Annotated in this window: 16 protein-coding genes; 7 read left to right on the top strand and 9 right to left on the bottom strand. The window is 50.1% G+C overall.

Annotated features, from left to right (window positions below; genetic code table 11):
- Together queA and VFS25_RS07630 are read left to right on the top strand one after the other, a co-directional pair.
- A partial coding sequence (gene queA / locus VFS25_RS07635; RefSeq protein WP_326461534.1) for a tRNA preQ1(34) S-adenosylmethionine ribosyltransferase-isomerase QueA occupies positions 1-852 on the top strand: 852 nt, incomplete at its 5' end.
- Between the two features lie 84 nt (positions 853-936).
- Positions 937-1,611: a 2-C-methyl-D-erythritol 4-phosphate cytidylyltransferase gene (locus VFS25_RS07630; RefSeq protein WP_326461533.1), complete on the top strand. Its 675-nt coding sequence runs from the start codon at positions 937-939 to the stop codon at positions 1,609-1,611.
- Between the two features lie 279 nt (positions 1,612-1,890).
- On the opposite strand, the gene VFS25_RS07625 is transcribed toward VFS25_RS07630, so the two are convergent.
- Both VFS25_RS07625 and radC read right to left on the bottom strand, forming a co-directional pair.
- Positions 1,891-2,871, bottom strand: a complete 981-nt coding sequence (locus VFS25_RS07625) for a Gfo/Idh/MocA family oxidoreductase (protein WP_326461532.1) — start codon at positions 2,869-2,871, stop codon at positions 1,891-1,893.
- Positions 2,872-2,968: 97 nt separating this feature from the next.
- Complete coding sequence (gene radC / locus VFS25_RS07620; RefSeq protein WP_326461531.1) at positions 2,969-3,676, bottom strand: RadC family protein; 708 nt, start codon at positions 3,674-3,676, stop codon at positions 2,969-2,971.
- Between the two features lie 214 nt (positions 3,677-3,890).
- Between radC and VFS25_RS07615 the strand changes: the two genes are divergently transcribed.
- The 4 genes from VFS25_RS07615 to VFS25_RS07600 all read left to right on the top strand — a co-directional run bounded on the left by VFS25_RS07615 (position 3,891) and on the right by VFS25_RS07600 (position 6,861).
- Positions 3,891-4,841, top strand: a complete 951-nt coding sequence (locus VFS25_RS07615) for a ribose-phosphate pyrophosphokinase (protein ID WP_326461530.1) — start codon at positions 3,891-3,893, stop codon at positions 4,839-4,841.
- 32 nt (positions 4,842-4,873) lie between these two features.
- Complete coding sequence (locus VFS25_RS07610) at positions 4,874-5,464, top strand: 50S ribosomal protein L25 (protein ID WP_326461529.1); 591 nt, start codon at positions 4,874-4,876, stop codon at positions 5,462-5,464.
- Positions 5,465-5,620: 156 nt separating this feature from the next.
- Entirely contained in the window at positions 5,621-6,202 is a 582-nt protein-coding gene (pth, locus tag VFS25_RS07605) for an aminoacyl-tRNA hydrolase (protein WP_326461528.1), read from the top strand.
- Between the two features lie 47 nt (positions 6,203-6,249).
- Positions 6,250-6,861 carry a fumarylacetoacetate hydrolase family protein gene (locus VFS25_RS07600; protein ID WP_326461527.1) on the top strand — a complete coding sequence of 204 codons (612 nt, stop codon included), beginning with the start codon at positions 6,250-6,252 and terminating at the stop codon, positions 6,859-6,861.
- 84 nt (positions 6,862-6,945) lie between these two features.
- Here VFS25_RS07600 and VFS25_RS07595 read toward each other — a convergent pair whose 3' ends face one another.
- Positions 6,946-7,380 (bottom strand): MarR family winged helix-turn-helix transcriptional regulator, encoded by a 435-nt coding sequence (locus tag VFS25_RS07595; protein WP_326461526.1) that lies wholly within the window; start codon positions 7,378-7,380, stop codon positions 6,946-6,948.
- Between the two features lie 78 nt (positions 7,381-7,458).
- Here VFS25_RS07595 and VFS25_RS07590 point away from each other — a divergent pair, with 78 nt between their 5' ends.
- Positions 7,459-9,588 (top strand): alpha-ketoacid dehydrogenase subunit alpha/beta, encoded by a 2,130-nt coding sequence (locus VFS25_RS07590; RefSeq protein WP_326461525.1) that lies wholly within the window; start codon positions 7,459-7,461, stop codon positions 9,586-9,588.
- Here the strand turns inward: VFS25_RS07590 and VFS25_RS07585 are convergent.
- Genes VFS25_RS07585 through VFS25_RS07560 form a run of 6 tightly spaced genes read right to left on the bottom strand, consistent with a single transcriptional unit; the run spans position 9,585 to position 15,308 of the window.
- A complete protein-coding gene (locus tag VFS25_RS07585) occupies positions 9,585-10,463 on the bottom strand; it encodes a DMT family transporter (RefSeq protein ID WP_326461524.1) in 879 nt (292 codons plus the stop codon). The genes VFS25_RS07590 and VFS25_RS07585 overlap by 4 nt on opposite strands.
- 56 nt (positions 10,464-10,519) lie before the next feature.
- Positions 10,520-11,698, bottom strand: a complete 1,179-nt coding sequence (locus tag VFS25_RS07580; protein ID WP_326461523.1) for an NRAMP family divalent metal transporter — start codon at positions 11,696-11,698, stop codon at positions 10,520-10,522.
- Positions 11,695-12,474, bottom strand: a complete 780-nt coding sequence (locus tag VFS25_RS07575; protein ID WP_326461522.1) for a 5-oxoprolinase subunit PxpA — start codon at positions 12,472-12,474, stop codon at positions 11,695-11,697. The genes VFS25_RS07580 and VFS25_RS07575 overlap by 4 nt, the downstream gene beginning before the upstream one ends.
- Positions 12,422-13,423: a biotin-dependent carboxyltransferase family protein gene (locus VFS25_RS07570; RefSeq protein ID WP_326461521.1), complete on the bottom strand. Its 1,002-nt coding sequence runs from the start codon at positions 13,421-13,423 to the stop codon at positions 12,422-12,424. Before VFS25_RS07570 ends, VFS25_RS07575 begins: the two co-directional genes overlap by 53 nt.
- A gap of 5 nt (positions 13,424-13,428) precedes the next feature.
- The gene (gene pxpB, locus VFS25_RS07565) at positions 13,429-14,142 is read right to left on the bottom strand and encodes a 5-oxoprolinase subunit PxpB (RefSeq protein ID WP_326461520.1); all 714 of its coding nucleotides are present in this window, start codon (positions 14,140-14,142) and stop codon (positions 13,429-13,431) included.
- Complete coding sequence (locus VFS25_RS07560) at positions 14,139-15,308, bottom strand: PepSY-associated TM helix domain-containing protein (RefSeq protein ID WP_326461519.1); 1,170 nt, start codon at positions 15,306-15,308, stop codon at positions 14,139-14,141. The genes pxpB and VFS25_RS07560 overlap by 4 nt, the downstream gene beginning before the upstream one ends.
- Between the last annotated feature and the right edge of the window lie 56 nt (positions 15,309-15,364).

Below are 15,364 nucleotides of genomic sequence, written 5' to 3'. Positions count from 1 at the left end.
CGCTTGTATGGCCGTAAAGAAAAAACAGGCGCTAAAATCGAAGTGTTCCTGCTGCGCGAGCTGAATAAGCCTAACCGCCTGTGGGATGTGATTGTAGACCCGGCCCGTAAAATAAGGGTAGGCAACAAGCTTTATTTTGGTGATGACGAATCGCTGGTGGCGGAGGTAATAGATAATACCACTTCCAGGGGCCGTACCATCCGCTTTTTATTTGAGGGCAATGATGAGGAGTTTAAGGCTGTGCTGGACACCCTGGGTGAAACACCGCTTCCCAAATACATTAAACGTAAGCCGGAAGATGAGGATAAAGAGCGCTACCAAACCGTATATGCAAAATACGAAGGTGCGGTAGCCGCACCCACCGCAGGCCTGCACTTTAGCCGCGAGCTGATCAAACGCCTGGAAATTAAAGGGATAAAATTTGCAGAAGTAACGCTGCACACCGGCTTGGGCACTTTCCGGCCCATTGAGGTGGAAGATCTCAGCAAGCACAAAATGGATGCAGAGTACTTCCATATAGATGAATATGCCGTAAAAATTGTAAACAAGGCCAAGGACGAGAACCGTAAGGTTTGTGCCATTGGTACAACTACCGTAAGGGCGGTTGAATCTTCCGTTACCGCACAAAATCATTTAAAGGCAGCAGAAGGCTGGACAAATACCTTTATTCACCCGCCTTATGATTTTGCTATCCCGAATGCGCTGGTAACCAATTTTCACCTGCCTAAAACCAGCCTGTTGATCATGGTTTGCGCCTTTGCAGGTTATGACCTGATTATGGAAGCATACCAGCAGGCCATTAAAGAAAAATACCGCTTCTTCAGCTATGGCGATGCCATGCTGATCCTGTAAGCAATAAAATACTGATCAGATAAATGGGTTACACGAATTTGTGCAGGTTTTACCTCCGCGGATTCGTGTAATTTTTTTCCGGCTATGGAACAACGTGCAAAAATTGCCATCATTGTAGCAGGCGGCTCCGGTACCCGCATGGGAACTGCTGTGCCCAAACAGTTCCTGGAGCTGGCCGGCAAGCCGGTATTATATCATACCATAGCGGCATTTATAAATGCCTATGCAGATATGCAGGTAGTGCTGGTAGTGCCCGAAGCCCATTTTGCGCCTGCGCAGCAGGTGCTGGACAGCTTTGCTGCGCCGCCGCCCGTAACGCTGGTAAAAGGCGGGGAAACCCGCTTTCATTCTGTAAAGAACGGGCTGCAGCAGGTCACGGGCCAGGCGGTAGTGTTTGTGCATGATGGCGTGCGCCCGTTGCTAACCACAACGTTGATCCGCCACTGTTACGAACAGGCGCTTATACACGGAAATGCCATACCGGTAACTGACCTGAAAGACAGCATCCGGGAAACAGGCGGCAATAGCAATAAAGCCGTGAACCGGGAAAATTTTAAGATCATACAAACCCCCCAAACCTTTTTATCCGAACAGCTCCTGCCTGCTTTTGAAGTGCCTTATAACCCCTTGTTTACAGATGAAGCTACGGTAGTGGAAAAACAGGGCCATCCCATACACCTGGTGCCCGGTGAGGATCGCAACATAAAAATTACCCGCCCCCTGGACCTGGTTATAGCGGAAGCGCTGCTGAAGCAGTAGCGATTTTAATTACCAATTACGAATTGTTCAATTACCAATGAAGGCAAAGTGTTTTTGCAGGTTGTGCATGAACTTGTTTCTCTGATAAAAGCTATTTGAAAGGCTTTTGAGGCCGATAGTTTGCTCCTGGTAGCCTCATGATCCCAAGCATAAGCGCCAACAGGGCCATCGCTGTAAAGAACGACTGTTGTCAGGCGGCTGGTAAGCTACCCGTGTGTTAGTAGCAATGTGCCCATTGGCCTGTTGAAACAGGAAGCAGGTGTTGTTACTACCCGGTTGTCAGCTGGCTGGCGCCGACTGGTTTCTGCTGATCTTCTGTAATATCTGGTGCGCCACATCCAGGGCCTGCAGGCCGTCAATCACGTTTACAGCCACTGGTTTGTTTTGTAATATGCTGTCGCGGAATAATTCCAGCTCCATGCGGATGGCGTTTGACTGTTTTACCTCAGGGTTATCAATGGCAATGGTTTTTTTACCGGAGTTGGTTTCAATATCCAGCGTAAAAAGGCCTGCATCTTCCGGTGTTTTCAGCTTAATGATCTCTGTTTTCTTATCCAGGAAGTCAATACCAATGTAAGCATCCTTCTGGAACAGGCGCATTTTGCGCATCTTCTTCAGGGATATGCGGCTGCTGGTAAGGTTGGCTACGCAACCGTTGTGGAACTCGATACGCACATTGGCAATATCCGGTGTATCGCTCATAACAGCCACGCCGCTGGCGGAAATGCGGCTGATGGACGACTGCACAATGCTAAGCACAATGTCTATATCATGTATCATCAGGTCCAGTATCACGCTTACATCCGTGCCCCTGGGATTAAATTCCGCCAGGCGGTGTACCTCTATGAACATGGGCTTCAGCTGGTAGCCTTTTAGTGCCAGAAAAGCAGGGTTAAAACGCTCTACATGCCCTACCTGGAATTTTACATTGGCCTCTTCCACCAGCTTCACCAGTGTTTTGGCCTCTTCCATGGTATTGGTCATGGGTTTTTCCACAAAAATATGCCTGCCGTTACGCAGGGCTATTTCGCAAAGCTTAAAGTGCTGGGTAGTGGGGGCAACTATATCAATAGCGTCTGAAAGCTGTATCAGCTCTTCTGCAATGGTAAACCGGGGAATCTGGTATTGTTCCGCTATGCTGGCCGCATTGGCATTGCTGGGATCATAAAAACCTACCACTTCAACATCTTTCATAGTCATTAGCTGGGAAAGATGGATCTTACCTAAATGCCCAACACCAAAAATTCCAATTTTCAGCATACCAGATTGAATGATAATATGGGTTAGAATAAAATATCTGCGAATGTAAGGAAAAAGGGAATTATTATATCCAACAATTTAGCTATGTGAAAAGTGCTTATGTTATAATGCCTTCTTCCACCATACTGTAATAGCCGGCTTCTGAAACAATAATGTGATCTATTACGTCAATATCAAATAGGCGGGCGGCTTCTTTAAGCTTACGGGTAAGCCCAATATCTGCAAAACTGGGGGAGAGACTGCCGGAGGGGTGGTTATGGCATAACAGCAGGCGCGATGCGCTTAGCTCCAGGGCCTCTTTGAAAATAAGCTTGGGATCTACAATGGTGCTGCTGATGCCCCCTATGCTAAGGCAGCGGTAATGTAATACACGGCAGCTATGGTTCAGGTACACCACGTAAAATGCTTCGTGGTTATAATCGCTTAAAAGCGGTTTAAAGAACAGCGCAGCTTCGGCGCCGTGGCGTATTACCTGCTTTTCCAGCATGGCGCCGGCCTGTTTGCGCCGGGCCAGCTCCATGGCCGCTATAATGGTAATAGCTTTGGCAGTGCCAATACCTTTTAGCTTTTTAAGCTGGCGTACATTCAGCTTGCCCAGCTCTCCGAGATGGTTGTGGGCGGCCTGTAACACTTCCTGCGCCAGCGTTATGGCCGATTTTTGCTTATGCCCGTTATTGAGCAATATGGCCAGTAGCTCGGCATCGCTAAGTGCTGCTGTTCCTTTTTTCATTAACTTTTCTCTGGGCTGATCGTCGGGGGCCCAATTTCTGATGGAAATATGCAACGGGTTAACTTTCACACACATATCCAAATATACTTCCCTCCTCCCGGCAAAAAAAATATTTCTATCCACAATCCGTCCCGGAATTTACCGTCAGCTTGGATCTGAAATGCCTGGCGCTGCTGTGTTTATTTATGGCCAAAAGCGTAAAAGTGTTTATTGTGGGCCTGGTTCCTGTAAAAAAAATGGTGGAGATCCCTTTCAAATGTTATAGTTTTGCAACCTTTCCACCACAATCATGCAACCATCAGTAAAAATCTTTACGGGCAACAGCAACCCCGCATTAGCTGGAAAAATTGCCAAATGTTATGGCAACGGCTTAGGCAAGTTACAGATCCAGAAGTTCAGTGATGGCGAGTTCCAGCCAGTATACATGGAAAGTATACGCGGGGACTATGTTTTCCTGGTACAAAGCACCAATGCTCCTGCAGATAACCTGATGGAGCTGTTATTGATGATAGATGCGGCAAAAAGGGCCTCTGCAGGGTATATTACCGCCGTGATCCCTTATTTTGGCTTTGCCCGGCAGGACAGGAAAGATAAGCCCAGGGTAGCCATTGCCTCCAAGCTGGTAGCTAACCTGCTCACTTCCGCGGGGGCTAACAGGGTGATAACCATGGATTTACATGCACCCCAGATCCAGGGCTTCTTTGATATCCCGGTAGACCACCTGGATAGCTCCGCAATTTTCATTCCGTATATTGAGAATTTGAAGCTGGAAAACCTTACCTTTGCGTCCCCTGACGTGGGCAGCACCAACCGGGTAAGGGAGGTTGCAGCCTATTTTAATGCCGAAATGGTGATATGCGATAAGCACCGCAAACGGGCGAATGAAATAGCCTCCATGGTGGTGATAGGAGATGTGACAGATAAGGATATTGTGTTGATAGACGATATTATTGACACCGCAGGCACCCTTACGAAAGCAGCTAACCTGCTGATGGAAAAAGGAGCTAAAAGCGTGAGGGCCTTCTGTACACACCCGGTGTTGAGCGGCAAGGCGTATGAGAACATTGAGAACTCGGTATTAAAAGAGCTGGTGGTATGTGATACCATGCCTTTGCAAAGGGAATGTTCCAAAATTAAAGTGATCACGGTAGCAGAGCTTTTTGCAGTGGCCATTCGCAATATGTACGAAAACAAGTCTATTACCAGCCTGTTTGTACATAGCCAGCGCAGGGGAATGTAAGCGTTTTATTTATTATCATAAATGTTTAACAAATGAAAACAATAACCATCGAAGGACAACTCAGGAGCGACTTAGGCAAAAAAGCCACCCGCCAACTTCGTTCTGAGGAGCAAGTGCCTTGCGTTATTTATGGGGGTGCTGACACTGTGAGCTTTTCTGCTCCGGTAAAGGCTTTTAAAAGCCTCGTGTACACAGCAGATTTCCAGCTGGCCCAGATTAACGTGAACGGCAAAACTTACAAATGCATCCTGAAAGACAAACAGTTTGATGTAGTAACAGACGAGCTGGCACACGTAGACTTTCTGGAGCTGGTAGAAGATAAAAAGGTAGTGGCTACCCTGCCGCTGAAGCTGGTAGGCCAGTCTGCAGGCGTAAAAGCCGGTGGTAAGCTGGTAGTAAAAATGAAAGCGCTGAAGGTAAAAGCATTGCCTAAGGACCTGCGCGAGAACATTGAAGTAAACATCGATAACCTGGAGCTGAACAGCAACATCCGCGTGGAAGATGTAAAAGTTGAGAACGTGGAGATACTGAACTCTCCCCGTATTCCCATCGCTTCTGTAGTAATGACCCGTCAGCTGCGCCAGGATGAAGCTGCTGCTGAAAAGGACGCTAAAAAGAAATAAGTTTCTTTTACAGATAATTTCTATAAAAGCCCCGGTCCCGGTATAACGGAGCCGGGGCTTTTTTTCGCATAAGGAATAGGATGTTAATAGGAGGTATGCAGATTAAATTTCTATTTTTGATTGTAATTTAAACAGCGCTTAACACGGGCATAACAGATGAAATACTTAATAGCCGGCTTAGGCAATATTGGCGACAAGTATAAACATACCCGCCACAATATAGGCTTTGACGTTGCAGACGCTTTTGTAGCCAAACATGGCGGCACATTTATAAACGACCGCCTGGCAGATGTAGCGGAATGCAAATGGAAGGGAAGGGTTTTTGTAGTCATAAAACCTACCACCTTTATGAACCTGAGCGGCAAAGCCGTTAAATACTGGGTAGATAAGGAAAAGATAGCGCTGGAGAACTTACTGGTAATTATGGACGAGCTGGCCCTGCCCCTGGAGGTTTTGCGCCTGCGCCCCGGAGGCAGTGATGCAGGCCATAACGGGCTAAAAAGTATACAGGAGCTGCTGGGCACCAATCAATATCCCCGCCTGCGCTTTGGCATTGGTAACAACTTTCCCAAAGGCCAGCAGGTTGACTATGTTTTGGGCAGATGGACGGAGCAGGAAGAACGGCAGGTACAGCAGAAAATTGAGAAATCGGTAGAGATCATTGAAAGCTTTGCAACCATTGGTATTGCCAGAACAATGAATAGCTATAATAATCTGACTTTCCCTGCTGCCGGTTAACCACGGCAGCGGCGGGCCATATTATTTAACCTTTAAAAATACGCATTATGAAGATTATTTGCGTTGGAAGAAATTATGCTGAACACGCAAAGGAGCTGAATAACGACGTGCCAACAGAGCCGGTATTATTTATGAAACCCAAAAACGCATTATTGCAGAATAATCACCCCTTCTACTATCCCGACTTTACGGATAACCTTCATTATGAGTGTGAGCTGGTGCTGCGTGTATGCAAGAACGGTAAGCACATACAGGAAAAATTTGCAGATAAATATTACAATGAAATATCCGTGGGTATCGACTTTACCGCCCGCGACCTGCAGGATAAGCAAAAGAGCAAGGGCCTGCCATGGGAAATAGCCAAATCATTCGATAACTCCGCCGTAGTAGGCAAATTCATATCCATTACCCCTGAAACAGATAAAAAAGATATTAACTTTTGCCTGTACAAGAATAAAGAGCTGGTGCAGCAGGGCAATACCAGCCACCTGATTTTTTCCTTCGACTTTTTGTTAGCCTATATTTCAAAATTCTTTACCCTCAATATCGGGGATCTTATTTTCACAGGCACACCTGTGGGAGTAGGGCCGGTAGAAATTGGGGACAGCCTGGAAGCATTTATCGAGAACGACAGCCTGCTGGAGTTTATGGTAAAATAATATGTAAATGTGCGGATATGCAGATGTGCAAATGGAATGCAGCAAAACATCCCTCATCTGCACGTCTGCATATCCGCACATCCACTAAGGTATATTACTGTAAATAACATCCAGTATACGGGTTAGCTCTATATAATCTTTCTCCGTCAGGTCCTTCCACCCGGTTTTACGCATCTCCAGCACCAGGGGCCTCACATCCTTATACTTTTCAATACCGGCAGGGGTAAGCTGTAAAAACACCTTGCGCCGGTCGCTGGTAGCGCTTTCCCGCTGCACCAGGTCTTTTTTCACCATCAGCTCAATAATGCGCGATACCGTTGTAATATCTTTTGAGGTTAAGCGGGCCAGCTCATTATGCGTGATCTTCTTATGCTTATACAGGTTTTCCAGCAATAACCACTGGTCTACGGTGAGATCCTTTTGCTGGGCATCAAAATTCTTTTGCCAGTAGTTGCGGATTTTTTTTAAGGTAGCATCCAGCTTAAAAAAAGATGGATTGCTGACATAAGTATCAGGCATATTTTGTAATTTGCAGTAGCAATAGTTGTTATAGCAACTATTATTTTCACGGAATAGCTTACACCAAAACAATTTTACATGTTTAAAGATAATACAAGCGTTCCAACTTTAAAAGCCCCGCCTGCCGGGCAGGAGCGCCCTGCCAGTAACGAAACCTTATTATTGAAAGCCTACCGGCTCATGTGCCTGGCCCGCCATATGGCCGCCACCTATGAGGCCAACCGCGCTACCTGCAAATATGTACATTCCGCCTCCAGTGGTCATGAGGCCATACAAATAGCTGCCGGCCTGCAATTGCAGCCCTGCGACTATGTAAGCCCCTATTACCGGGATGACAGCCTGCTGCTGGCCATGGGCTTTACTCCTGAAGAGCTGATGCTGCAGCTGCTGGCAAAGGCCGGTGACCCCTTTTCCGCGGGCCGCTCCTATTACTGCCACCCCAGCAGCCGGCAGGAGGATAAGCCCGTTATTCCACACCAGAGCAGCGCCACCGGTATGCAGGTAATACCCGCCACTGGTATGGCGCAGGGCGTTCGCTACCTTGAAAAAACAGGCTCAGGGTTGTTGCGCAAAGGTTCCGGTGGAGAGCTGCCCGTGGTGCTGTGCTCACTGGGCGATGGCAGCGTTACGGAAGGGGAGGTAAGCGAAGCCTGGCAATGTGCGGTATTATGGCAGCTGCCGGTTATTTACCTGGTGCAGGATAATGAATGGGGCATTTCTGCCGCCGCCGCGGAAACGCGGGTAATGAACGCATATGAATATGCCGCCGGTTTTAAAGGGCTGGAGCGTATGCAGGTAGATGGCAGCGATTTTGAAAAAAGCTACCAGGCCATGCAGGCGGCCATTCAATATGTGCGTATCGAAAGAAAGCCCATGCTGGTGCAGGCCTGTGTGCCGTTGCTGGCGCACCATACATCCGGTGTGCGTAAAGAGTGGTACAGGCCAGCCGAAGACCTGGCTGCCCATACCCGCCGCGATCCCCTGCCGCAGCTGCGGCAGCTGCTGCTCGGAAAAGGTATTAAGGAAACTACGCTGGCAGCCATTGATGATGAAACGGCACATACCGTTGCTGCTGCTTTTGAAGCGGCAGCAGAAGCCGCGGAGCCGGATCCGCAAACCGTGCAGGATCATGTATTTGCGCCTGCCGCCGTGGTAACGGAAACCGGCACACGCACACCGCAGGGAGGTAATAAGGTGGTGATGGTAGATGCGGCCCTGCATGCGGTGGAAGAAATATTACAGCAATACCCCGAAGCTGTTTTTTTTGGCCAGGATGTTGGTCGCCGGCTGGGCGGCGTTTTCAGGGAAGCAGCCACCCTGGCCGAAAAGTTTGGCGATCACCGCGTGTACAACACCGCCATACAGGAAGCCTATATTATCGGTTCCACCGTGGGCCTTTCTGCAGTAGGGGTTAAACCTATTGTAGAGGTACAGTTTGCAGATTACATATATACCGGCCTTAACCAGCTGGTTACAGAAATATCCAAGTCCTGCTATTTAAGCGCGGGCAAGTTTCCCGTGCAAACGCTCATTCGTGTGCCCATTGGGGCTTACGGCGGCGGCGGCCCCTATCACTCCGGCAGCATAGAAACCACTTTGTTGAGCATTAAAGGCATTAAAGTGGTGTACCCCTCCAACGGCGCCGATATGAAAGGCCTCATGAAAGCTGCATTCCTGGATCCCAACCCCGTGGTAATGCTGGAGCATAAAGGGCTGTACTGGAGCAAGGTGCCCGGTACACAGGATGCCATGACCATTGAGCCGGACCGTGACTACATGATACCACTGGGCAAAGGCAGGGTAGTACAGCCTGCCCATCCTAAAGATGTGCAGCATGGCAATAGTATTTGCATTATTACCTACGGCATGGGTGTTTACTGGGCAATGGCTGCAGCCAGGGCATTTCCGGGCAATATAGAGATCATTGACCTGCGCACCTTATACCCGCTGGATGAAGAGCTGGTATTTAAGACAGTGAACAAACACGGCAAATGCCTGGTGCTTACAGAAGAGCAGCTGAACAATTCCTTTGCGCAGGCCCTGGCCGCCCGCATACAACAGCGCTGTTTCCGCAGCCTCGACGCGCCGGTGCTCGCCATGGGGGCGCTTAACCTGCCCGCTGTTCCTATTAACATAGCGCTGGAGAGCGCCATGCTGCCAACACCCGAAAAGGTGCAGGCCTCCATTCATGAACTATTGGCTTACTAGGTTTTGCGCATAAACTTTTCCCTTTGCGCCAGGTAAAGGCCGCCTATTACCAGCGCAGTGCCGGCATAAGTGTAGGCTGTAATAGGCTCATCCAGTAACAGGTAAGAATATATGAAGCCGAATATAGGGCAAAGGAATAACCAGAAAGAAGCCTTTACCGGGTCCTGCCTTACCAGGTAAAACCATAGCAGCAGCGCCGCAATAGACACCGGTATGATCAGCCAGAAAACTGCTGCCCAGAAAGTGGGCGTAAGCCGCGAAGTGTTAAAGTGTGCCGCTAACCCGGTAAACGGCAGCAGCAGAAAGCCGCCTAAAAACACCTGCCACCCGTTAATTACAATGTTGGGCAGCCGCCATTGCACCCGGCTGTAGTATACCGTTGCGATGGAAACAGATAACATTCCGAACAGCAATATGGCTAACCCGCCAAGGGTGGCGTGGCTGTTATACAATAAAGGATAGGTGGCCAGCGCAACACCCGTAAGCCCCAGTATAACTCCCACAACCTCGTACCAGCGTAGTTTCCGTTTCAGCCACATGGCGGAAATAAGCATGATGAACAGCGGGCTGGTGGCCGTAGAAAGGCTGCCGATACCGGCCGATACCTCCCTCATGGACAGCACAAAGCAGCTGAGATAAATAGTAGTGTTCAGCAGCGCAAATATTAGCAGGTGCCTCCATTCGGCTCCTTTTGGCAGCGAATACTTTTTACTTCTGCGTATCATGTATACGTAAACCAACATGAAAGTGCCGGCCAGCAAAAAGCGTACGTTAGCCAGTATTAACGGGTCTGCATCGCGAATACCATATTTGGTGGCCACTGCGGCAGATGCCCATAGCATGGCAAAAAGAAACCCGGCAAAAAGTTGACGCATAAAAAATGGGGAAAATTACGAATTCAATTCGTAATTCGTAATTGAACAATTTGTAATTAATTACTGAGCCATTGCGCTATAGTGCGCACACCCAGCCAGCCCATAACAGCTACTACCAGCCAGCCTGCAACCTGCAACCACAGCGGATGGCGGTAGCCGCCTGTGAACTGCTTGCGTGGGACTGCCAGCAGTATTACGGCCAGGGCCACCGGCAATATAAGGCCGTTAAGCGCGCCGGCCATGATGAGCAGCTTTACCGGTTGACCAATAAATACAAAAATACCGGTAGATGATATTATGAAGAAAGATATGAACCAGCGTTCGTATAAGGCAATAAAGGGATGGAAGGTTTTTAGAAAAGAAACAGAGGTGTACGCCGCACCTACTACAGAGGTAATGGCCGCGCACCACATTACCACCCCGAAAAAGCGGTAGCCGGTTTCACCGGCAGCAAAGCGGAATACAGCAGCCGGCGGGTTGCTGCTGTCCAGCGCTGCGCCCTGCATAACTACGCCCAGTGCCGCCAGGAACAGCAGCGTGCGCATAATGCCGGTTATTAGTATGCCGCTTACGGCGCTTTTATTTACATACCTTACCTGCGCAGGCCCGCTAATGCCTGCATCCAGCAGGCGGTGCGCGCCTGCAAAGCTAATGTAGCCGCCCACGGTGCCGCCTACCAGGGTTACAATGGTATTGGTATCAATAACAGATGGCCATACCGATTGCCGTAACGCCGCGCCCATTGGCGGATGGGAGCTTACCACTACATACAGGGTTAGCAGCACCATTAAAATGCCTAACCACCTGGTAAAATAGTCCAGGGCCCTGCCGGCTTCCTTTAGCCAGAAAATGAAAAGGGCAATACCACAGCTCAGCAGGGCGCCATAAATGGGGTTCATACCGCTTAGTGCCTGCAGGCCAAGGCTGCAGCCGCCAATGTTGCCAATGTTAAAGGCCAGGCCGCCCAGCACAATCAGCGCCGCCAGCAGGTAGCCCAGGCCGGGAAATAATGCATTGGCCAGGTCCTGGGCACGTTTGTCCGTTACCGTAAGTATGCGCCATATATTCAGCTGCGCGCCAACATCCAGCAGTATCGACACCAGTATCACAAAGCCAAAGGCAGCCGCCAACTGCTGCGTAAATACAGTGGTTTGCGTTAAAAAACCAGGGCCAATGGCCGAGGTGGCCATCAGAAAGGCAGCGCCTAACAGGGCGGGGGATCGTTGTTTGCTCAAGGATGGCGGATGGTTAGGTGATGATCATGTAAGGCTGTATGCACGGCCCTGGCAAATGCCACTGCATGAGGGCCGTCGCCATGAATGCAGATGGTATCTGCAGTTAGCGGTACCGTATGTCCGTTAACGGTAGTTACCTTTTGCAGGGTTACCATTTGCAGCACCTGCTGTATGGCCTGCTCCTCACTGTTAATAAGCGCGTTGGCCTGGCTGCGGGGCGTCAGGGAGCCGTTGTCCTGGTAAGTACGGTCTGCAAATACTTCACTGGCTGTTTTAAGTCCTGCTGCCCGGGCAGCGGTTATCAGCTTGCTGTTGCTTAACCCGAACAGGCAAAGGTTTTTATCTACATCATATACGGCCTTCGCTATAATATGCGCCATGCCGGCGTTACCGGCAGCCATATTATACAATGCGCCATGCGGTTTAACATGCGCCAGCTGCGTGTGCAGGGAGCGGCATATTACCTGCAGCGCATATACCTGGGTGGTTACCAGGTCGTACAGGGCATTATCTGAAAGGTGCTGCGCCGTTCTGCCGAAGTTTTCCCTGTCGGCAAAACCGGGATGCGCGCCAATGGCTACCTTGTGCTGCAGCGCCAGGGTGGCGGTATGCTGCATGGTATCGCGGTTGCCGGCATGATAGCCGCAGGCAATATTGGCGCTGCTGATGTAAGGCATAATAGCGCCATCAGTATCAAGCCCTTCACCCATATCACAGTTCAGGTCAATGTAAGCCATATTGAGAAAGCCATTCTTCCAGCCGTAATTTACAGGCATTTTGCAGCAATTGCAAACGCTGCTCCTGGTGCCATAGCAGGTCTTCTGCTTCGGTAGTTGTTATGAGGTTGAAATGCAGCTGCTGCCTGGTTTGCAGCTGTGCCAGGGTAGGCTGGTCGGCAGTTATCACATGCGCCAGGCGGGGATAGCCGCCGGTGGTTTGCTGGTCGGCCATTAAAATAATCAGCTGCCCGTTGGGCAGCAGCTGTATGGTGCCCCTGGTAACCCCGGCAGACAACATTTCGGTTTTTTCCGCCAGCTTCAGGGCAGGGCCCTGCAGGCGAAAGCCCATGCGGTCACTTTGCTGTGTAATGGTAAAGGCGGCATCTGTAAGCTGTTGCCGGGCATGCTCATTCAGCAGGGCAAAGCTGCTGCCGGTAGTAATACGTATAGGGTTGCCGGTAGTGTACAGGTCGCGTACGCCTATGCTCCAGGGCAGCTCCCTTGCCAGGTGCTGCTGTAAAAATTTATTGTAGGGAGTAACCTGCCGCATGGGCAGCACATCGTTCCTTTGCAGCGCCCGGCCTTCAAAACCGCCGGCGCCTGCTTTTAAGTGGGTGCTGTAGCTGCCTAGCCAGGCGGCAACATCCAGCCCGTGGCGTACTGCCAGGTAACAAATAGCGCCGCTGACAGGCCGGGTAAAACGTAAAACAGCCTGCCGTGTCATCAGCACGGGCTTATTAACAGGCACCGGCTGATCGTTTACCATGGCGCCCAGGTCTGCGCCGGAAAGGGCTATCATGGCAAAATCTTCAAACAGCAATGCAGCAGCCGGGAAGTGCATTTCTATTACAGCTTCCGTTGGAGCGTTGCCTACCAGGCTGTTGGCTACGTACATGGCTATACGGTCCATTGCCCCGGCAGGGTTAATGCCAAGGTGCTGGTAACCGGTTCTGCCGGCATCCTGTATCGTGTCCAGCAGCCCGGGTTGTAGTACACGTATGCTCATGATGTTTATCGGGCCTCTGTCCCGTTTATCTGGTTAAACTCTTGTAAAGAAACAGGCATAAATTGTACCTGGTCACCGGGCCTGAAATAGCAGGACTCATCCAACGCAGCGTTAAACAGGCGTAATGGTGTGCGGCCAATAATGTTCCAGCCTCCGGGAGAAGCCAGCGGGTAAATGCCGGTTTGCTCCCCTGCAATGCCTACACTGCCGGCTGCTACCTGCAGGCGGGGTTGTTTAAGGCGCGGGGTGGCCAGTACATCATCTACTTTTCCCATGTAGGGAAAGCCGGGTAAAAAGCCCAGCATATACACGGTATAGGTGCGGGCGGTGTGCCGGTTCACAATATCGGCTACGCTTATATTTTTCCGGTGCGCCATATCCGTAATGTCCGGTCCCAGGGAGGAGTGGTAGCATACGGGTACCTGCAGGCGGCGAACAGGCGGCACAACGGCAGCTGCCTGCTGCAGCATGCTGTAAAGCTGTTCCGTTAGCCACTGAAAGGCAGGCGGCGGCGCCTGCTGCCGTATCATTGCTGCGCTATACAATACCGTCAGGGAGGCATAAGCGGGCACCAGGTCGGTAATATAAGGCAGGTCCAGGGATTGGAGGTAATGGAAAACCTGCATTACCAGGGTATGTACCGGTAATGAAATTTCCTGCTCCCATTCAATAATCAATGCGCTATCACCCAGTGGAGTTATGCTAAAGGTTGTGTTCATGATATCCCTGCCGGGGAAGATACGGAATCTTTCCGGTGCAGCGGCATATCACCTGCCTTGTTTTTGGCAGTGCTGCGGGGTTGCTTTTTCTTTTTACGGTTCAGCCATATAAACAGGCCGGTTATGGGCAGGGAAGCCGCTACCAGTGCGGCAATAAGGGCAATTATTTTGGTGGGCCAGCCCAACAGCCTGCCGGTATGAATGGGGTATACCAGGCGCCGGGCTTTCATGCCACGGCTTTCTTTTTCGTATGGGCGTACTTTTACCAGCCTGCCGGTGCCATTCTCAAAATAGGCAAAGCTGGCAATGTTGCTGATGGCTGCATCTTTATTCTGGCGGCTTACGGTAATGGCTTCATCTTTCTTTTCAGAAAAACGGATCTTGACAGGGCCATGATAGGCAAACAAACTATCGGTGGCAGCCAGCACCCGGTCAAGGCAGGCGATTGGCTTTGCCGGCGCCGGCGCTACTTTGGGGGCCATCATTTTTTTATAGGGCTTGCCATCCAGCGTATAAAAAATAAGGTTGTTCACCCACTCATAGCTCCAGGTAAGGCCCATAAGGGCAATAATGAAAATAATAATGTGCACATAAAAGCCCAGCACTGCATGCAGGTCCCAGTTAAGCCTTTTCCGGGAGGCCTTCCATTTTACCTGCAGGCGTTGCCTGCGGGCATTGCGTTTGGGCCACCATAACACCAGGCCCGTTAATACCAGCACCAGGAACACCGAGCACGATATGCTGGTAATAACCTTACCGGTTGCACCCATGCACAGGTAACGGTGCAGCTGTAGTACTACATAGAAAAAGCGGCGCTGCCCGTTTACAGTTTGTATGATGTTGCCGGTGTAAGGGTTTACCGCTACATTCAGCACATCGGTTTTGCTTTTACGGATGTCAAACTGCACGCTGCGGTTAGTTTCCTGTGCTATGTCAATATCATACAGCTTATAGCCGGGGTATTGCTGCTGTACCGTTTGGGCCATGGCATCCATAGATACGTGGCGGGCGCCGGCAGGTACTTCCACGTAAAAAAAAGCAGGGTGAAAAAGCGGGTCCAGCTCATCTTCAAACACCAGCAGGCTGCCCGTGAGCGCCACAATCAGCACCACCAGCCCGGAGGAAATGCCTAACCATAAATGCAGCCAGCCTATTACTTTTTTCACGTACAATAATTTTAAGATGCACAGATGCCGGAAGCGTAATTTTCAACACAGCCTGT

The organism is Chitinophaga sp. (assembly GCF_035761305.1).
Classification (GTDB): domain Bacteria; phylum Bacteroidota; class Bacteroidia; order Chitinophagales; family Chitinophagaceae; genus Chitinophaga.
The sequence above is the reverse complement of the archived record's forward strand: the minus strand, read 5'-3'. Positions and strand labels throughout refer to the sequence as shown.